This window comes from Maribacter algicola (genome assembly GCF_003933245.1).
GTDB classification, from domain to species: domain Bacteria; phylum Bacteroidota; class Bacteroidia; order Flavobacteriales; family Flavobacteriaceae; genus Maribacter; species Maribacter algicola.
On the sequence record NZ_QUSX01000001.1, the window covers coordinates 1392690 to 1411765 of the forward strand.

At 45.6% G+C, this 19076-nt stretch carries 15 protein-coding genes; 4 read left to right on the forward strand and 11 right to left on the reverse strand.

Going from position 1 to position 19076, the window contains the following annotated elements:
* Positions 1 to 9: 9 nt before the first annotated feature.
* The 6 genes from DZC72_RS05815 to DZC72_RS05840 form a co-directional block, all read right to left on the reverse strand.
* Positions 10 to 321, reverse strand: a complete 312-nt coding sequence (locus DZC72_RS05815; RefSeq protein WP_125221914.1) for a TFIIB-type zinc ribbon-containing protein — start codon at positions 319 to 321, stop codon at positions 10 to 12.
* A gap of 72 nt (positions 322 to 393) precedes the next feature.
* Positions 394 to 2580: a xanthine dehydrogenase family protein molybdopterin-binding subunit gene (locus DZC72_RS05820; RefSeq protein WP_125221915.1), complete on the reverse strand. Its 2187-nt coding sequence runs from the start codon at positions 2578 to 2580 to the stop codon at positions 394 to 396.
* Positions 2581 to 2584: 4 nt separating this feature from the next.
* Positions 2585 to 3058, reverse strand: a complete 474-nt coding sequence (locus DZC72_RS05825) for a (2Fe-2S)-binding protein (protein ID WP_125221916.1) — start codon at positions 3056 to 3058, stop codon at positions 2585 to 2587.
* 167 nt (positions 3059 to 3225) lie between these two features.
* Positions 3226 to 3498 carry a hypothetical protein gene (locus DZC72_RS05830; RefSeq protein ID WP_125221917.1) on the reverse strand — a complete coding sequence of 91 codons (273 nt, stop codon included), beginning with the start codon at positions 3496 to 3498 and terminating at the stop codon, positions 3226 to 3228.
* A gap of 470 nt (positions 3499 to 3968) precedes the next feature.
* Positions 3969 to 4772, reverse strand: coding sequence for an SH3 domain-containing protein (locus DZC72_RS05835; protein WP_125221918.1), 804 nt, complete (start codon positions 4770 to 4772; stop codon positions 3969 to 3971).
* A gap of 234 nt (positions 4773 to 5006) precedes the next feature.
* Complete coding sequence (locus DZC72_RS05840; protein ID WP_125221919.1) at positions 5007 to 6578, reverse strand: arylsulfatase; 1572 nt, start codon at positions 6576 to 6578, stop codon at positions 5007 to 5009.
* A 131-nt stretch (positions 6579 to 6709) separates the two neighbouring features.
* Here DZC72_RS05840 and DZC72_RS05845 point away from each other — a divergent pair, with 131 nt between their 5' ends.
* A complete protein-coding gene (locus DZC72_RS05845; protein ID WP_125221920.1) occupies positions 6710 to 7435 on the forward strand; it encodes a TVP38/TMEM64 family protein in 726 nt (241 codons plus the stop codon).
* A gap of 31 nt (positions 7436 to 7466) precedes the next feature.
* Here DZC72_RS05845 and DZC72_RS05850 read toward each other — a convergent pair whose 3' ends face one another.
* The 5 genes from DZC72_RS05850 to DZC72_RS05870 form a co-directional block, all read right to left on the reverse strand.
* Positions 7467 to 7673: a YgaP family membrane protein gene (locus DZC72_RS05850; protein ID WP_125221921.1), complete on the reverse strand. Its 207-nt coding sequence runs from the start codon at positions 7671 to 7673 to the stop codon at positions 7467 to 7469.
* 18 nt (positions 7674 to 7691) lie between these two features.
* Complete coding sequence (locus tag DZC72_RS05855; RefSeq protein WP_125221922.1) at positions 7692 to 7997, reverse strand: hypothetical protein; 306 nt, start codon at positions 7995 to 7997, stop codon at positions 7692 to 7694.
* A 12-nt stretch (positions 7998 to 8009) separates the two neighbouring features.
* Entirely contained in the window at positions 8010 to 11231 is a 3222-nt protein-coding gene (locus DZC72_RS05860) for an efflux RND transporter permease subunit (RefSeq protein WP_125221923.1), read from the reverse strand.
* A gap of 123 nt (positions 11232 to 11354) precedes the next feature.
* Positions 11355 to 12437 (reverse strand): efflux RND transporter periplasmic adaptor subunit, encoded by a 1083-nt coding sequence (locus tag DZC72_RS05865; protein ID WP_125221924.1) that lies wholly within the window; start codon positions 12435 to 12437, stop codon positions 11355 to 11357.
* Positions 12438 to 12480: 43 nt separating this feature from the next.
* Entirely contained in the window at positions 12481 to 13782 is a 1302-nt protein-coding gene (locus DZC72_RS05870; RefSeq protein WP_125221925.1) for a TolC family protein, read from the reverse strand.
* A gap of 189 nt (positions 13783 to 13971) precedes the next feature.
* Here DZC72_RS05870 and DZC72_RS05875 point away from each other — a divergent pair, with 189 nt between their 5' ends.
* From DZC72_RS05875 to DZC72_RS05885, 3 genes are all read left to right on the forward strand, one after another.
* Positions 13972 to 14895 carry a formylglycine-generating enzyme family protein gene (locus DZC72_RS05875; protein WP_125221926.1) on the forward strand — a complete coding sequence of 308 codons (924 nt, stop codon included), beginning with the start codon at positions 13972 to 13974 and terminating at the stop codon, positions 14893 to 14895.
* Positions 14896 to 14915: 20 nt separating this feature from the next.
* Positions 14916 to 16229, forward strand: a complete 1314-nt coding sequence (locus DZC72_RS05880; protein ID WP_125221927.1) for a Gfo/Idh/MocA family protein — start codon at positions 14916 to 14918, stop codon at positions 16227 to 16229.
* Between the two features lie 197 nt (positions 16230 to 16426).
* Positions 16427 to 19042 (forward strand): M14 family metallopeptidase, encoded by a 2616-nt coding sequence (locus DZC72_RS05885; protein WP_125221928.1) that lies wholly within the window; start codon positions 16427 to 16429, stop codon positions 19040 to 19042.
* Positions 19043 to 19076 lie beyond the last annotated feature (34 nt).

A 19076-nucleotide genomic window follows, 5' to 3' on the forward strand; every position in this document is an offset into this window, starting at 1 on the left:
TTTTAAATCCTAAGCCGCAATATATCCGAAAACCAAGGCTAAAAATGAACCTATGGCAAGTACCACAATCCAAATGGAGTAAAAAAAGCGGGCGGTATACCGGATGACTATATTCTCATGTTGCTTTGCGTCTTCAAAAAAGAGCGTTATTTTATTTTTTTTCTTGACCTTTTGGGTTGCGCTCTTATCCTTGGCCTTTTGCTGGCGTTCGAGCTTTCTTTTTAAATTAATATTGATTATTTCCCCACAGTTTTTACAATAATCCCGATTTAAATTTTCGGTTCCACAATTTTGACAGGTTCTATAGGTGTCTACGGACATTTATTTAAAGTTGTTTTCGAGGTTATAGGTATTGGCTTAGGAATTCTTTTATTGATATTATAGAACATTGCTCTAACTATTCAACACCTCCAAAACCCGGTCTGGGGTAAAGGGCAGGTGCCGCAAGCGTTTGCCCGTCAATTTTAAAAAGGCATTGGCAATGGCCCCGGCCACCATAGGGGTAGCGGTCTCGCCAACGCCTTCCGGATGTTCTGCCGAGGGGATAATCACCGTTTCAATGCTATCGGGTACTTCCTGCATGCGCAAGAGGGGATAATTGTCGTAGTTGCTTTGTTGTACTTGGCCATCTACTATGGTAATCTGTTCCTTGAGTACGGAGCTGATGCCCATAATAATGCCCCCTTCCATCTGGGCCTTTACGTTGTCCGGTTGTACCACGACCCCGGCATCCAAGGCAATCCAAAAATGGTGCACGTTGATTTTCCCCGTATTCCGGTCCACGGATATTTCGCATACACCTGTTCCTAAGGAACCATGCTCCACAAAGGCAACACCCTTGGCACGTCCTTCGGGCGAAGGAGCATCCCAATTGGAGATTTCAGCTACTTTGTTCAGCGTGGCCAAGGCACGAGGGGAATCGGCCATGAGTTTTCTGCGTAAGGCCACCGGGTCCGTTCCTTGGTCATGGGCCACCTCGTCCAACATCGCCTCGATGGCAAATTTATTGGGCCCGTGCCCTACGGAACGCCAGTGTTTTAAGCGTACCCCATGGGAGGCTTCCCGCCATTCCACCCATTGGTTGGGGATGGCATAATGGTCGTTACGTGCCCCGCTGGCCACCAAATTGCCACCATCGCCAACCACGCAATGTGAGAATCCGGTGATATCGCCCTGTGCATTGGCACTTACTTTGAGTCGTTGTAAGGTCAGGGGCCGATAGCAACCGTAGGTCACATCGTCCTCCCGGGTCCACAGTAATTTTACGGGCTTGGGGGCCATTTCCTGGGCCAAGCGGCCGCATTCCAACACAAAATCGTTCATACTGCGCCGACCAAAGCCACCACCCAAATACTGTAGGTGTACATTGACGGCTTCGTGTGGAATGCCCAACAGGTCTGGGATACCCAATTTGGTATCCGCCCCTTGTTGACTGCCTACCCAAACTTCGGCACTTTGCCCGTCCGCCGCCACTTGGATGACCGCATTGAGGGGTTCCATTTGGGCGTGGTAGACATAGTCGTTCTTGAAGTCGGCCTCATAGGTTTTGGCCGCGGTCCGAAAAGCTTGGTCCACGTTGCCCACTTCATTCACCGTGGAACCTTTTTCAGGTGCACTCGCCATTTGGGCATATATAGGATACATATCCTGGGAATTAAATCCGGTGGCCTGGGCATCGCTCCATTGGATGTCCAAAGCCTTTTTTGCTTTCAAGGCAGCCTCCAAAGTCATGGCCACGACGCCTATGGCATGGTCAAAGGGCACTATTTTCAAAACGCCCTCCATGGCGAGGATATTTGCCTCATTGGTCAGGGTGGGTTTGGCGCCGTGCAGGGCACCGCGTTCCAACACCCCGTATACCATATCAGGCAAGCGCAGGTCGATGGCAAATTGGGCACTACCGTCCACTTTTTCCGGGATTTCGGTCCTGGGTATTTGGCTCCCGATCAGTTTAAAATCCTTAGGGTCTTTCAACGCTCCTTCTGTGAGATCGGGCAGGGTTTCAGGCATGGTCAAGTAGGGGACTAGTGCCCCGTACCTTATTTTTTTACCGCTCTTTTCATGCATAATTTCACTGGAACCCGTGGTCAATTCCTCCAAGGGCACCCCCCAGTGATTGGCTGCCGAATGTAACAATACATGGCGTGCCTGAGCTCCTGCGTTTCGCATGACGGTGTAGTAACTATTGGTAGTACGGCTTCCTACCGTAAACATCAGCTTGGTACCGGGTTGCCAACCGGGAGAACCATAGATGTCCGATTCTTGAGGTGAGAATTCTACATTCACTTTGGACCAATCGGCATCCATTTCCTCGGCAAAAATGACCGGCAAGGCCGTCATGGAACCCTGGCCCATTTCGGCAGCGGGATTATAGATGGTTATCTGTCCGTCTTCGGTAATCCGTACCCAAGAGGTAATATCGTGTTTCTTTGCATTGCCTTGCATACCCTTGGCATCCGTACAAGAAAGGAAATTGGGCAATAGGCCCGAAGCCCCAATAAAAAGCACGGCACCCCCAGAGGATTTTAGGAACTTTCTTCGGCCCAAGGTGTCTGTAATTTTTGTGTCATTCTTTTTCATGGCCTTAGGAAGTTGTAGTGGTTTGTTCCTTTGCCATTTCTATGGCCTCTAGGATTCGTAAATAGGTGCCACAGCGGCAAAGCACCCCGTTCATATGGCTTTTGATTTCTTCTCGTGACGGATTCGGATTTTTTTCCAAAAGTGCGGCGGCCTGCATGATCTGACCGGATTGGCAGTAACCACATTGTGGAACTTGGGCTTCTACCCATGCCTGTTGTAGGGGATGGTCACCACTATCGGAAAGACCCTCAATGGTCTTAATCTGTTGTTCTTCGGTAATGTTGTCTACCTGAAGCACGCAGGCCCTAACCGGATTCCCATCCAAATGGATGGTGCAGCTGCCGCATTGTGCAATGCCGCACCCGTATTTGGTACCCGTTAGTCCCAAATGTTCCCGTAATACCCAGAGCAAAGAGGTGCCGGGGGCTACATCCACCTCCTGTGCGATTCCGTTTATTAGTAATGTGTAGGAAGCCATAATCGTCTAGTTTCCGTTAAGTTACCAAAAAAAGGGGAGTGTTTTAGTTAGGGATGGAGTCTTTAACGTACTGTTAATGTAAAAGGACCTACTAATCCAGATTTAAAGCTGCTTGATTTACAACGCATCCCAAAATAGGCCGATTTACCTCCTAACATCAATTTGTTTTAGATGACACTCTTTAACAACCAAAAAAGCTCCCCTCCCGGAGTAGGGAGGGGTGTTTCGCAACAGCGGAACTTGAGGGTCGGGATCTTTGTTCCGATACTTTTTCCATCGCCGAAAAAGTATCCAAAAAGGCTAGGCTGATTTTGGGATACTTGAAATCCAAGCAGTCCTTGGTCCGCATCGCCCAGGCCGTTTCCGATTACATCGGAATACTCATTGGACGATTTCCTTTGCCCAATCCCAAGGACTTCCGGATTTACTACGCATCCCAAAAATAGGCCGTTTTAACCCTAAGCATATATTTATGTTACCTCACCTTTTTTAACATGAAAAAACAGCTCCACTCCCTGGTTAGGGAGGGGTGTTCCGCCATAGCGGAACGGGGAGGGTCGGGATCTTTGTTCCGATACTTTTTCCATCGCCGAAAAAGGTTTCAAAAAGGCTAGGCTGGAATTTTGGATTTCTCACATTCATTACATTCAGTTCGAAATGACATTGGAATTGCTTCAGTTATTTCGACAGAGTCCCGATAGTAATCGGGACGACGAGAAATCTCTTTCTATTATTAAAGATTTCTCATACTCGTTACCTCGACTTTTTTAACATGAAAAAAAAAGCTACCCTCCCTGAGTAGGGAGGGGTGTTTCGTGACAGCGGAATGGGGAGGGTCGAATGTATAACCAATTGATTCACAAAAAAACCTGCCACTTTTGATGACAGGTTTAGCCTAAATTCAATTATTTTATCGCTGTGCAAGCTCTAAGCTTCCATTGTTCCAAACCAGTATTTTGGTCTCTTTGCTCATCTTTTCCCAATCGGCGGCTTCATTATAGTTTTCCCCGATTTCTTTTTTATAGCGAATCTTTCCAGGGACCCCATGCATATCCTCAGGGAAAATGAATTCCTCCCAGAAATAATAGACCCCTGCATCGGATACCTGTGAAAGTCGGGCTACTTGGTACAGGGAACCTTCTTGTTGAAAAAGGTAAATACCACCACCTTCAACTCCACAGGCTTCTGCCAGATAATCCACAAACAGCATTCCCTCAATATTCGGGACACCTTTATTTCCCAGAGCACTCAAATAGAACTGGCTATTGGCCAATCGAGTAGATTTTTCAGTAAAACTGCCATCATCTTTTAAGGAACGGATCAAGAGATAGTCTTCATCGCCCGTTTTGCTCCGTCCGAAGAGATGTACCACATCTTGAATGGTTTTCTTTTCCAAGGCAATCAATCCGCCAAGTATATAGCCTTCTTTACCTTTGTAAGACACTTTATAGAAAGGATGATCAATCCCTTTGTAGCGCCAAGAGTTTTCGTGCTTTTCTTGTATCACCAAGGGTGAACCAATGGAAAGTGTTTTTAGTACTTTCGAATTCGTAGTTGGCGCTTCCCGTAGTTGTACCTGGTCGCCAAAAAGGTACACGGTTTGCCCGGGTTCAAAACCACAATCATCATAGATGCAGTGCGTTTTTTCTTGGGCATTGGTAAACAAACAGATGGTTAGTATGGTAAGGATGGACAATATCTGTTTTGCTTTCATCGTAAAGAAATTATGAATTAAATAAAGAACGTTGACCTAGCTAATGGTCTGTGCGAACCCGGTTCTTAATACCTACGTGCTGGTTGTACACTGTAGCTACTCCAATCGATGAAAAGTGAAGTTTTTAGGTTGAATTACTGGATTTATAAAATCATTAACAGTGATTTTAGGGTATGTTCTATCTATTTCAGAATAAAAGTGCCATCAAATCTAGAGTTCTACTCCAAGTTACGTTTAGGAACCCAACAATCCCGATTCTATTAGAGGAATCCGAAACCGTTCTGTTTCTGCATTGGTGTGTTCGGTCGCAAAAATGGCTGCGGCTTGTTCCAAAATATCTGGATGCTGGGCGGCAACATTTTGGGTTTCGGCAGGGTCTGTTTGTAGATTATACAGTTCTAAAGTAGGTGATTCATCATCCTTTAAATGTTGGCGAACGACCTTCCAATCGCCCATCCGAATGGCGACCTGCCCTCCATATTCCGGGAATTCCCAAAAAAGAAAATCGTGCTCTTGTTGTCCTCCTCCTTCTAACAAGGTGGGTAAAAAACTAATACCATCTGTATCAGCGGGTTTTTCAAAACCAATTAAGTCGGATAGTGTGGCCATCACATCATATTGAGCGGATACATGGTCGGTTCGCGTACCAGGTTGTATATGACCCGGCCAACTGGCAACCATAGGCACTCGGATACCTCCTTCATACACAAAGCCTTTTCCCTTTCCACGTTCCTCACCAAAAGGACCTGAGCTATTAAAGAAAGCACCATCGGTACCTCCGGTAAAGGTCACTCCATTGTCTGAGCTAAAAATAATAAGTGTATTCTCGTAGAGACCTTCTTTTTTAAGGTGGTCGATAAGTTTGCCCACATTTTCGTCCAAGTATGAAATCATGGCCGCGTAGCCTGCGTGCGGATTTTGATGTGGATAATATCCTTTATCGCCCAAATAGGGTTCTTCCGGTCCAAACTTTTCCTTGTAGTAGTCCACCCAGCGTTGCGGGGCCTGAATCGGGTTATGGGGAATGGGGGTGGCCCAATAAAAAAAGAAAGGGTCATTTTTCTTTTCAGAAATGAATTGTGTCATCTGTTCGAACATCAAATCCGGAGTATACTCGGTAAGATTATATGGCGCGTAACTTTCAGGATTGTTTGGGTCTGTTCCTTCAGGGAATTTGGTGGATGGGGGTACAGTATCGTTCTGAAGATGTACCCTATTTTCATTGTGATACAGATGAAGGGGATAATACGTATGTGCCTGTCGTTGGCAGTTGTAGCCAAAGAAAAAGTCGAATCCCATTTTTGTGGGAATGGACTCAGTATGTGGTGCTCCTAAGCCCCATTTGCCTACCATTCCGGTAGCATAGCCTTGTTCTTTCAGTTTTTTCGGTAGTAGCACCGTGTTGGAGGGTATGGGCCGCTGTCCCTCCAGGGTAGAATCTTTGGCCATAGCTCGATAGTCCCACACATCGCCCCGTACGCCCCATTCATCATTACCTCGAATGTAAGCATGCCCTGAATGCTTACCGGTCAACAGCATGTAACGGGCCGGGGCACAAACGGGTGCACTGGTATAATGTTGTGTGAAAAGCATACCGCTTTGAGCAAGGGCGTCGATGTTAGGTGTCTCTATCTTTTCCTGTCCATAAACCCCTAGTTCTCCGTACCCTAAATCATCGGCAAGAATGTAAATGATGTTTGGTTTGGTAACAGGTACCGACTTTTCCTGCGGTTCTTTACAGGAGATACTAAAAATAAGTAGCGCGGTTAAGGGATAAAATGCGACAAGTCTTCTGGAATAGTTCATTATTGACTATTAATGTTGGTTTCGAGTTTAATTTATTGATTTTAGAGTCTATATGAAAGATTTTAATCCCTTATATTTTTTGGATATAAAATAGCCTTTCATCATTTCAGTATGAAATAATAGGTAAAAAAATGTCTAAAAAAACCTCCACGAAAAATAATAAGAGTAGACTACCGCTATATCTTTCCATGGCGCTAGTAGCCGGGCTGATTATATCGTATTTGGTATTTCCAGAGGTGGCCTCTTTTTTTGATAATGCCTGGAATGTTTTGACAAGCGATGACAAAGCTCAGATAAAGGAATGGGTTTCCGGTTTTGGTTGGATGGGTCCCTTGGTGTTGGTCCTAGCCATGATTGCACAGATGTTCTTGCTCATTGTACCCTCAGTATTGTTGATGGTGGTGGCTATATTGGCCTATGGACCCATCTGGGGAAGTGTCATTGTTTTTGTAGCGGTATTTGCCGCATCTTCTGTGGGGTATGTTATTGGGGATTATTTTGGTGATTCCATCGTAAAGAAAATCATCGGGGGAAAGTCTGAAAAGAAAGTGGAGGACTTTTTGGACGATTATGGCTTTTGGGCGGTCATCGTAACCCGTCTCAACCCTTTTTTGTCCAATGATGCCATTAGTTTTGTGGGTGGATTGCTGCAAATGGGCTATTGGAAGTTCATTGGGGCCACCTTGGTAGGAATTGCCCCCTTGACCCTGTTTATAGCCTATTTTGGCAAAAGCACGGACGGACTCAAAACAGGCTTGTTGTGGGGTTCCTTAGCCAGTCTATTGGCATTTGGTATTTATGTGTGGTGGGACAAGAAAATCCGGAACAAGGGTGGCTCGCCAAACAATTCTGAATAGACATCCAAACCACCCCTATCATTTCACCACACTATGCTTCGCATCCTTTATCGGCATCCTTTACCCCTAGTTTTCGAAGGATATCCTCCATCAAACACCATTTGGTAAAAGAGGATTGCAATAAGTTGGCTCCAACGAATACGTTGAACCATAGCCAGTTGATGTTTACATAGAGGGCCAATAGTACGCTAATGATGATAAAAGTACCGGCAATGGCACGAATATATCTGTTAATCATATTTTTTGGATTTAGTTTTTAAATTGATTTTTCAATGGGTACCACAACCGCTTTGATAGGGTTATTGGTTTCCATTTTGCTGTTGAATTCCTCAATGAGGCCGAAAAGCTGGTCGATATTTTCATCCTCCGTAAAGGAGAAGAAAAGACTGGACTCCACCCCGCCTTTTTCACTGGGGAACCAACTAGCGGCGCGTACCATGGGCGCAACATTTTTATAGCCATCAATATCGGAGCCGCTATAGCTATCGATATTTGCTTTTTTAAACATTTGAAGGATTTCGGTATCGAACTCCTCCACAACGGTGACGATTAAAAGCTTCATCTTTCTAAAATTTTATTCTAGTTCAGTTTCCGAAGGTTGCTCCGGATGATTTTTTCTTTCGATCATATAATATACCAAGGGAACTACCAGTAATGTCAACACGGTAGAGACAATGGTTCCTCCCATGAGGGAGATGGCCAGACCTTGGAAAATAGGGTCAAAAAGGATGACAAATGCCCCGATAACCACGGTTCCTGCTGTCAATAGGATGGGCGTAGTACGAACGGCCCCAGCTTCAATGGCCGCCTGCTTCAGGGGCACTCCTTCGGCCAAACGTAGGTTGATAAAATCGATCAGCAAGACCGAGTTTCTAACCATGATACCTGCCAAGGCAATCATCCCAATAAAGGAGGTGGCCGTAAAGAAAGCGCCCATCAGCCAGTGTCCTAAAATAATTCCGATCAAGGACAATGGAATGGCCACCATCATGACCACGGGTGCTTTAAAGTTCTGGAACCATCCCACGATCAATATATAGATGAGGATAATGGCGCCAATAAAGGCTATGCCCAAATCACGGAAAACTTCCAAGGTAATCTGCCATTCGCCGTCCCACTTCACCGAATAATCGTCTTCATACTCTGGTTGGCCCAAGTACATTTCATTCATAGTATATCCCATTGGCAACGGTATTTCCTTCAACTTCTCTTCCATCCCCAAAATGGCGTAGGCCGGACTCTCCAACTCCCCTGCCATATCCGCCATGACGTATACCACGCGTTTTTGGTTCTTTCTGTAAATACTCTTGGCGCTGGTGACCGGTTGTATGTCCACTAAATCTGAAATGGACACCATATTTCCTTGATTTGATTTTACCTTTAATTGGGCAATGTCCGTCACGGTGGATTTCTCTTTTTCATCCAAGGCCAAAACCAATCCCACTTGCTGTATGGCATTTTCATCGTATAGATTGGCAATGGGCCTATTGCTCAACGCCATGTTCATGGTGTAAGCGATCTGCTGGGGAGCTACGCCGTATAACATGGCCTTTTCCCTATCAATGGTGAACTGATATTCCGTTTGATCCACTTCTACCATCCAATCGATATCCACCACATCCTGGGTGTTTTTAAGGATATCCTGAACATTGTCCGCAATTTCCATTTGCGTATCGTAATCAGGGCCATATACTTCGGCTACAATGGTTGAAAGTACCGGGGGTCCAGGCGGCACCTCTACCACTTTTACATTGGCCTTGTATTTTGAGGCGATGCGCTGAATTTCAGACCTAAGTAATTTTGCTATATCATGACTTTGTGCACTACGTTCGCCCTTGTCGATAAGGTTTACCTGTATATCCGCCATATTGCTACCGCCACGAAGATCGTAGTGCCGTACCAAACCGTTGAAAGTAATGGGAGCGGAAGTGCCCACATAATTTTGATAGTTGACCACTTCCGGCCTGGTGGCCAGGTATTGGGAAATTTCCTGGGCTACCACTCCGGTACGTTCCAAGGTAGTACCTTCTGGCATATCGATGACCACCTGAAATTCGTTCTTGTTGTCAAAAGGCAACATTTTTACCGCTACCGATTTTGTAAAGAACAGCAACATAGAACCAATGAGCAAGAAGAAGGTCAAACCAAGGAATATCCAACGTTTTCCCTTGTGCTCGATCAAGGGGCGCTCAAACTTGTCATAGAATTTATAGATTAAGGTATCCTCCAACGGTTTTTCCTCTTTCTTCACAGTTTCCTTTTTGTCCTTTTCCCGCAGGAAAATATATCCCAAATACGGGGTGATGGTCAGGGCCACAAAGAGCGACAAGATCATGGCGATGGATGCGCCAATGGGCATTGGGGCCATGTAGGGCCCCATCAAACCGGATACAAAGGCCATGGGCAATACGGATGCGATTACTGTGAAGGTTGCCAAAATGGTTGGGTTACCAACTTCATTAATGGCATATAGGGCGGCCTGTTTAAAGGGTAGCCGTTTCATCTTAAAATGTCGGTGCATATTCTCCGCTATGATGATGGAGTCGTCCACCACGATACCTGTTACGAACACCAAGGCGAAAAGGGTGATTCGGTTCAAGGTATAATCCAGCATGTAGTAGCTCAACAAGGTCAAGGCGAACGTAATGGGCACCGAAAGGAACACGACCAGGCCTCCGCGCCATCCCATGGCCAGCATCACCACAAAGGTAACAGCAATAATGGACCCTATGAGGTGCAACAGGAGTTCAGACACCTTATGGGAAGCCGTTTCCCCGTAGTTTCGGGTGATTTCCACATGTACATCATCGGGGATCAAGGTAGTTCTTAAATGGTCCACTTTATCTATGATTACCTCTGCTATTTTCATGGCATCCGCGCCCTTTCTCTTTGCTACGGAAACCGTAACGGCAGGATATTCGGAGGTATATTCCGAAGCTTTTTCACTGGCCTGGCCAAATCCAAGGCTCACGTAATTTTGGGGTATCTCGGGACCATCGATGATTTCTGCCACCTGTTTGAGGTAGACCGGTCTATTTTGTTGTACGCCCACGACCAAATTTTCCACATCGGTAGTGGATTCCAAGAACTTTCCGGTACTCACTAAAAATTCGGTATCGTTTCGGTCAAAACTACCCGAATTTAGTTGGGCGTTGTTGCCTTTTATCATTTCGGAAACACTTAGAAAATCCAGCCCACTGGCGGCCAATTTGTCCTTGTCCAGAACCACGCGTAATTGTCGGTTTTGCCCCCCAATTTTATGGGTAACCGCCACATCGTTGACTTTTTTGATTTCCGCTTCCAGCTCCTGGGCCATTTGCCCCAATTGATAGCCGCTATAGTTTTCGCTCCAGAGGGTCAATCCCAACATGGGGACATCGTCTATGGCACGGGTCTTTACCAAGGGAAAGGTCACCCCCTGTGGCATCTGGTCCATGTGCTTGTTGATCTCGTTGTATAATTTTACGAAAGAGCGCTCAATATCTTCGCCCACGTAGAATTGTACGATGACCATCCCCTGTTCCTTCATGGATGTGGAATACACATATTCCACCCCCTTAATGTTACTGATGAGTTGCTCCAAGGGTTTTATGACCCTGGACTCAACTTCGGTCGGGCTCGCACCCGGGTATCCCACAAAAATATCGGCCATGGGCACATCGATCTGTGGTTCTTCCTCCCGTGGGATCAAAAACGAGCTATAGACCCCAATGACCATGAATACGATCATCAGGAGCACCGTTAACTTACTACCTATGAACATTTTGGCAATCTTGCCAGCTAAACCTTCCTTCATTTTATTTTTTATTAGTGGGGCGTTTTCACCTGCCAATGGGGCAGGTGGGCGGGCTTTCCGTTCATACTCCTCCCTGCCAAGGCAGGTGCGGGGTAACCACTGCAATCCCTAACGCGTTTCCTTTTACTGTATATCCAATGTTGCTCCGTTGTACAGTTTTCCTTCCGCGGAAACTATGTATTTTTCATCCTGCGTAAGACCGGACAACACCTCTACCTGATCGCCAAAAGTGCGTCCCAATCGCAACCATCGCAAGAGGGCCGTATTACTTTCACTAACGGTATACACACCGGTGAGACTTCCGTTCGTCACCAAGACATCCGTAGGTATCATAATCGCGGCATTGTTTGTTTTTTTGGCAACAGGGAACTGTACGGTGGCATACATTCCGGATAGTATAGGAATGTCGGTTTTTCCCAAAACCACCTTTACCAAATATTGACCTCCAGTATTTTTAGAGGAGGAACTTACTTCGGTCACTTTACCCTTTACATTTTGCTCCAGGGATTTGATAAGGACGTTTACAGGGGTATCATTTTTTATTTCAGTGATTTCGGATTCCGGAACCATGGCTAACACTTGATAGGTGCCTGGGGCTTCTACTTCCAATAAGGGCATCCCAGGGTTTGTCATATCCCCGGCATTGATAAATTTATTGGTCACCACGCCGCTAAATGGGGCACGTATATTTGCATAGCCCATTTGTGCATTGACCTCGTTCTTCATTTGTATGACCGACTCCAACCGGGCCTTCGCCATAGTATAATGTGCAGTAACGTCATCCAGTTCCTTTTGGGAAGCACTGTTCTCTTTAAAAAGGGCGGTAAACCGGTTATAGTCTTTTTCGGCATTGTTGAAGGCGGCGTCTGCCTCTGCAATACCGGCATTCACTTGGGCCAATTTGGCCGATACATCCGCATTGTTCACGCTCAATAGGAGCTGTCCGTTTGATACTTTTTCACCTACCTGCACATATATTTTGTCCACATACCCCATCATTCGGGTACTGATGTTCGCACTCTTGGAAGCTTCTACCTTACCACTTACGGTAAGAAAAGGATCATTACTGTTTTGTGTTACGGTACTTGTGGTAACCGAAATGGCAGCACCTTTGGTTGCCGCAGTTGTTTTTTGGTCGTTTCCGCAACTGGCAAATATGGTGAGGGCCGCCAAAGCCATTACTGATATATAAAGTTTATTTTTCATGTTTCTTATTGTATTTGGTCTTACGTTGAACCTGTATTGATTATTAAATTTTTGTAAGGAACTGTATATATGCCAAGGCATAGTTGTGTTCAAAAATGGTCATATAGTACTCCAGTGTTTTTTGGGAATATTGGGTTTCGGCCATTAACAGGTCGGTCGTTTTTTCCAAGCCCTGTTCAAATCGGTTCGTACGGATTCGTAACGATTCTTGGGACTGTTCCAAGGCCAATTTGGTAAGCCTTAACTTATTCTGGGCATTCTCCAAATTTCGTTTTGCCCTGTTCAGTTCCAGCGCACTTTCAGATTTGTACTGTTCCAATTGTAGTTTGGCCTTGTCGTATTCGGCCTTGCTTTTCTGTGATTTTCCAAAGCGTTTGCTTCCTTCAAAAAGGTTCCATTTAAGTTCCGCCCCGAACAAATATCCATCGGCATCGCCCTGAAAGACTTCATCGTCATGCATTTCGTAGGTACCAAAGGCATTCAATCTGGGCAGAAAGGACATTTGATCCGCCTTGTGCATTTGTTTGTAGGCCTCCGTAGCGGAACCTAGGGCCAAAATATCCTTTCGGTTTTCGGAAAGCGATACCGCATCGATGTCCGAATAGGATACGGAGAGCGAGTCCGTCGGTTTCAGCACAGCAGTACCGGTCTCGTTCATAAGAACCGACAAATAGTTGCTGGCATTGAGAATATTGCTCTGGGCATAGTGCAATTGGTTGTCTATTTCCGTGACCCGTACTTGAACGGCCAATACGTCCGACTTTTGCAGGTATCCCTGGGCAAAGCTGTTTTCCGCAATACGCTGGTTTTCCATAGCGGTTTCCTTCGCTTTTTCCAACACGTCCACTGTTTTATAGGCAAGTTGCAGTTGCATATAGGCTTTTTCTACCTCTAGTAGGATATAGTCCTGGGTTCGTTCGGATTGTAATTCGGTAGCCGTCCACTTCGCCTTGGCAGCCTTTCGTTGAAACATACCGTCCAGGTTGATCAAGGGCTGTTGTACTTCTACCCTAGTGGCATAGTCCTCTATTTGCCTGGGGTCGTTCAATAAGGTTGGATCGAAGTCGGCCGCCGTAAGGATCTGCTGGTTCAATTTGGAACCAAAGGCCATCAGGGGATTTGTAGTGGCAATTCCTGTATGGGAAACGCTTATGTTCGGCAATAAAACTGCATTGGTCTGCAAGTAATCCCCTTTGGCGGCAAGGGCCTCCTGCATGGCTATTTTAAGGGTGTTATTGCCATCTTTTACTTTTGTCATCACTTCTTCCTTCGTAATGGGTGTGGTATTTTGACCCATCCCAAAATAGCAGGAGAAAAGAATAATATATCCTAGTAGGTATTTCATTGTTGTAATATATTTTGGACAAAATTAGATTGGGGAAACAAGCTGTGCAGTAACATTTGTTACCGAACCCCTATGGCAGGAAAATGGATGACGAATGTTGGTTTTATAAATGGGACATTTCTTTGGTGATTAAGAATTAGTATGATTTCATATATTTACTAGGTACCAACTTCGGAAGGAGCTTCAAATATGAAAATCACAACCCTTATGATGGTCATGATACTATGGGTGTCTTTGGACCAAGAGCCAAAAGCCTATACGCAGAGGCTGCCTGGAAGTGAATTGGAAATTGAAATGGTAGCGATACCTTCCGGTTCGTTCCAAATGGGAAGTAAGAATCCCGAAGACAAAGATGCGTATCCACAAAGGAAGGTTTCTGTCGATGGTTTTTGGATGTCTTCCAAGGAGGTTACCTGGGAGCTCTACCGCGAGTTCTTAAAACGGGAATTGGATATAAATGCCATAAAACATGAAAATATACAAATAGATGCCGTTACCGGAGCAACGATTCCCTATGTGGATATGGGATTGGGCATGGGTTCCGAAGGTTCCTTGCCAGTGGCAAATGTAACCGTGCTAGGCGCATCACAGTTCTGTAAATGGCTTACTGCTTTGACCGGGGTATATTACCGATTGCCTACAGAGGCCGAATGGGAATATGCCGCAAGGGCCGGAAGTGCTGGACCCTATTTTTTTGAGGATGACGGAAATCTAGAGGAGTACGCATGGTTCGATGAAAATAGTGGGGAGAGCTACCACGAAGTGGGACAAAAGAAACCCAACCCATGGGGCCTCTATGACATGTATGGCAATGTGGCCGAGTGGACCTTGGACCAATATGTTGAGGATGCCTATCAAAAGGAACAGGTATTTCACCCTATTACAAAACCCTATCCAACCGTGGTTCGTGGAGGATCTTATAAGGATACGGCCAAAGAATTAGGCTCAACGGTCCGTATGGGGTCCGATTTGGTCTGGAAGGTACGGGATCCCCAATTTCCCCAAAGTAAATGGTGGAATACGGATGCGGCCTTTGTAGGGTTTAGAATCGTCCGACCGGTGGAAACCCCTGAAATAAAGGAAGACAATACTTTTTGGATAGCAATTGATTAACAACACATAAAATTATACATATGAAAAATACACGCAGGGATTTTGTAAAAAGGAGTACCATGGCTTCGGCAGGATTGGTATTGACCCCTTCACTTGAATCAAAGGGAATGTTCAATATTTTCAATGAAAAGAAATTAAAAGTAGCCTTGGTAGGATGCGGCGGAAGAGGTTCCGGTGCAGCGAACCAAGCACTTCAGGCAGATGAAAATATTGAGCTAGTGGCCATGGCCGATGCTTTTGAGGACAGGCTCACCGAAAGTTACAACAACCTTTATGAGAAGTACAAGGATACCGGTAAGTTCAGTGTACAGGAGAAAAACAAATTTGTAGGATTCGATGGCTATAAAAAGGCCATTGACCTCGCTGATGTTGTCATTCTGGCAACCCCTCCAGGCTTTCGTCCCGCCCATTTTGCCTATGCTATAGAAAATGGGAAGCATGTATTTATGGAAAAACCGGTAGCTACTGATGTTCCCGGCATTCAAAAAGTACTAAAGTATGCTCGGGAAGCCAAGGACAAAAACCTAAAAGTGGTAGTAGGGCTGCAGCGCAGGTACCAGGAAAACTATTTGGCCGCATTGGAGGAAATTAAAAAAGGCGCGGTTGGTAAGTTAGTGGGAGGACAGGTGTATTGGAACAGTGCCGGGGTATGGGTACGGCCAAGAAAACCGGAATATACGGAGCTGGAGTACCAAATGCGCAACTGGTACTATTTTAATTGGCTCTGTGGGGATCATATTTTGGAGCAGCACATTCACAATATCGATGTGGCCAACTGGTTTTTGGATGAATTCCCTGTTTCGGCGCAGGGTATGGGCGGTAGGCAAGTCCGCACGGGGAAGGACCATGGGGAAATCTTTGACCATCACTTCGTAGAATTTACCTATCCCAGCGGTGCTGTCATTTCAAGTCAGTGCAGGCATCAGCCCGGCACCTACAATAGGGTAGCGGAACAATTTCAGGGCACCAAGGGCTTTGTAAGCACCAACGATGCTGCTGCTGCCTTTTTATATGATCTGGAAGGGAACGAAATAGGGAGGTTTGAAAACACATCTGGGCATAATCCCTATCAGGAAGAACATAATAGATTGTTCAAGGCGATTCGTGAAAATACCGAACTTAATAATGCCGAATATGGTGCAAAAAGTACCCTAACGGCCATTATGGGCCGTATGGCCACCTACAGTGGAGAGGTTATCAAGTGGGAGGATGCCATGCAATCCACGCTCCAACTGGTGCCCGATGACATGACCTGGGATACCCCACCACCGGTACTACCAAAAGCGGATGGATTCTACGAAATCCCGACACCAGGCAAGACAAAGGTTTTGTAATCATTTAAAAAGCTTTTTGCCAAACCCAGATTCTTATGAAACTTGGGTTTTTCTTTATATATAAATCGATAAAAACCGCAATGTTCAATTGCCAATTTGGAAAAAGTGGGGAGAACAAGGGCAAACCAAGCGTTTCGGTTTTAATACTTCCAAAGGAATGCTTAAATTCCTGACTCAAAATCAAACTAATTCAAAAAATGAGTTCAAAATCAACAGGGTACAAGGTCATGATTATGACCGCAGTAGTGATACTGTCATGTCTTTTTCAGACCATGGCACAAAATGTTCCTTCCCCCAAGGATGTTTATGGTTTTAGGGTCGGTGACGATTATAAATTGGCAGATTATGCCCAAATAGAGGATTATCTGGGGAAATTGGCGGCTGCCTCCAATAGGGTAAAAATGCAGGAAATAGGTACCACCGTCTTAGGTAGAAAAATGTACATCCTATTTATTTCGAGCGAAGAGAACCTGGCTTCCCTGGACAAGTGGAAGGATATCAGTGCAAAACTGGCCCGAGTAAGCGTTTCTGATGAAGAAGCCTTGCAGTTGTCGGAATCAGGCAAAGCGGTTGTTTGGGTCGATGGAGGTATGCATTCCACGGAACTGGCCCATGGTCAAATGACCTCAGAGCTGGCTTATACCTTGGCTACCTCAGAAACTACGGAAATGAAAAAAATCAGGGAGAACGTCGTCACCATTTTAATGCCCGTAATGAATCCTGATGGATTGGATATTGTCGTTGATTGGTATAGAAAGAATATGGGCACACCGTATGAAACCTCACGTCCTCCCATTCTATACCATTATTATATGGGTCATGACAACAATAGGGATTGGTTCATGAACACCATGCCGGAAACCTATAATGTGACCAAAATCCTTTACAATGAATGGTATCCACAGATTGTGTACAACCACCACCAATCTTCCCCTTCATGGACGAAGATTTCCATTCCGCCCTATGCGGACCCGGTAAACCCAAAGATCCATCCTGCCGTAACCGCAGGGGTAAGTGAAGTGGGTTCGGCCATGTCCAAACGTTTCTCCTTGGAAAACATGCCAGGTGCCATCGCAGATAATTTCTACACGATGTTCTGGAACGGAGGAGGTAGAACCGTTCCATATTATCACAATATGATCGGTATTTTAACCGAAACCGGCCATACCACCCCTACGCCTAGGTTTTACGACCCAGAAAAATTACCCAAAACCGTTGCGGGAACAACCCCTACCGATGGCACGGACATCATGTATCCAGACCCTTGGAAGGGTGGGGAGTCCCACTTTAGGGATGCCGTAGATTATATGTTGACGGCTACTTGGGCCACGCTGGACTTAGCTGCGGACAGAAAAAGCAATTATCTATACAACATCTATAAAATGGGTGCTTCGGCCATTGAAAAGGCCAAGACAGAAGGCCCTTATGCCTATGTCATTGGAACCGACCAATGGGATCATTTTGAAGCGGTCAACTTGGTGAACGTCCTACTTAAGGGTGGGATTGAAATCCAAAAGGCTACCAAAAATTTTACCATCGGCGATAAGAAATATGAAAAGGGCTCGTATATTATTTACGGGGGACAGGCCTTTAGGCCTTATTTGTTGGACTTGATGGAAAAACAAAACTACCCTACCCGCTTCCAATATCCAGGTGGACCACCGGACACCCCATACGATTTGGCAGGTTGGACTTTGCCCATGCAAATGGGTGTGACCGTGGACAAAATCAAGGATTCTTTTGAAGCTTCCACGGAAAAAGTAGCCGATAGGGCAACTTATAAGGAGGGCGATGTGGATGGTAAGGGTTCCTTTGGTTTTGCGTTCAGTGCAAACAGTAATGCCTCTGTTGTGGCCACCAACAAAATATTAAAAGCCGGGGGCACGGCCTATAAGACCAAGGAGGAATTAAAGATTGGTAAAGCGACCTTGCCGGCAGGATCGTATATTGTCTCGGGAGGAACTGCATCGGTTGAGGAAATGGCTGCAAAGTATGGTCTGGAAGTTATCGGGATTTCTGAAAAACCGGAAATCGGATTGACAAAAATCCACCTACCTAAAATCGGACTTTACAAATCATGGGTAGCCAACATGGATGAGGGTTGGACACGATTTGTTATGGATGAATATGAATTTGAAATGGATACCTTACACGATAGGGATATCCAAACAGCCGACCTATCCCAATATGACGCGCTGATCATTCCTTCTCAAAGACCTGGTTCTATTTTACACGGACATTCCAATTTGGAAATGCCGGAAAAGTTTACGGGCGGTATCGGTTTGGAAGGCACGGTCGCTCTTAGTAAATATGTAAAGAACGGGGGCACCTTGTTGGCCTTTGACGAAGCGAGCAATTATGTCATCGAACAGTTTGGATTACCGCTTAAGGACGCTACAGCAGGTGCGGACAGTAAGGATTTCTTTATTCCCGGATCTTTGATTAAAACAAGCATAGACACCAAACACCCCTTGGCATTCGGCATGCAGGATACGGTGTCCGTTTCCTTTAATAAAAGCAGGGCGTTTACCATAGACAAGCAAAGTAAAAAAGGAGAAGGTGGCGAGGAAAAAATTGCCGATGCCCCAGCCCCAAATGTTGAGGTAATAGCGACCTATGCATCCAAGAACCTGTTGATGAGCGGTTGGGCCATGGGCGAGGAAAAATACATCGCTAAAAAACCGGCCATGGTGAAAGTAGGCTATGGTGACGGCAATGTAATTTTGTTCGCATTCAGGCCCCAATTCCGTGCGCAACCCAGGGGCACCTATAAGCTTATTTTCAATGCCTTGTACGAGGGAGCATCAGAATAGGCAACACTATAAAAATTAACTTTAAAGGCCTGTC

Coding starts and splice junctions, on each gene's coding strand:
- DZC72_RS05860 (WP_125221923.1), bottom strand. CDS start 11,231: ATGAAGGAAGGTTTAGCTGGCAAGATTGCCAAAATGTTCATAGGTAGT.
- DZC72_RS05840 (WP_125221919.1), bottom strand. CDS start 6,578: ATGAACTATTCCAGAAGACTTGTCGCATTTTATCCCTTAACCGCGCTA.
- DZC72_RS05875 (WP_125221926.1), top strand. CDS start 13,972: ATGAAAATCACAACCCTTATGATGGTCATGATACTATGGGTGTCTTTG.
- DZC72_RS05825 (WP_125221916.1), bottom strand. CDS start 3,058: ATGGCTTCCTACACATTACTAATAAACGGAATCGCACAGGAGGTGGAT.
- DZC72_RS05835 (WP_125221918.1), bottom strand. CDS start 4,772: ATGAAAGCAAAACAGATATTGTCCATCCTTACCATACTAACCATCTGT.
- DZC72_RS05885 (WP_125221928.1), top strand. CDS start 16,427: ATGAGTTCAAAATCAACAGGGTACAAGGTCATGATTATGACCGCAGTA.
- DZC72_RS05845 (WP_125221920.1), top strand. CDS start 6,710: ATGTCTAAAAAAACCTCCACGAAAAATAATAAGAGTAGACTACCGCTA.
- DZC72_RS05880 (WP_125221927.1), top strand. CDS start 14,916: ATGAAAAATACACGCAGGGATTTTGTAAAAAGGAGTACCATGGCTTCG.
- DZC72_RS05865 (WP_125221924.1), bottom strand. CDS start 12,437: ATGAAAAATAAACTTTATATATCAGTAATGGCTTTGGCGGCCCTCACC.
- DZC72_RS05850 (WP_125221921.1), bottom strand. CDS start 7,673: ATGATTAACAGATATATTCGTGCCATTGCCGGTACTTTTATCATCATT.
- DZC72_RS05870 (WP_125221925.1), bottom strand. CDS start 13,782: ATGAAATACCTACTAGGATATATTATTCTTTTCTCCTGCTATTTTGGG.
- DZC72_RS05815 (WP_125221914.1), bottom strand. CDS start 321: ATGTCCGTAGACACCTATAGAACCTGTCAAAATTGTGGAACCGAAAAT.
- DZC72_RS05820 (WP_125221915.1), bottom strand. CDS start 2,580: ATGAAAAAGAATGACACAAAAATTACAGACACCTTGGGCCGAAGAAAG.
- DZC72_RS05855 (WP_125221922.1), bottom strand. CDS start 7,997: ATGAAGCTTTTAATCGTCACCGTTGTGGAGGAGTTCGATACCGAAATC.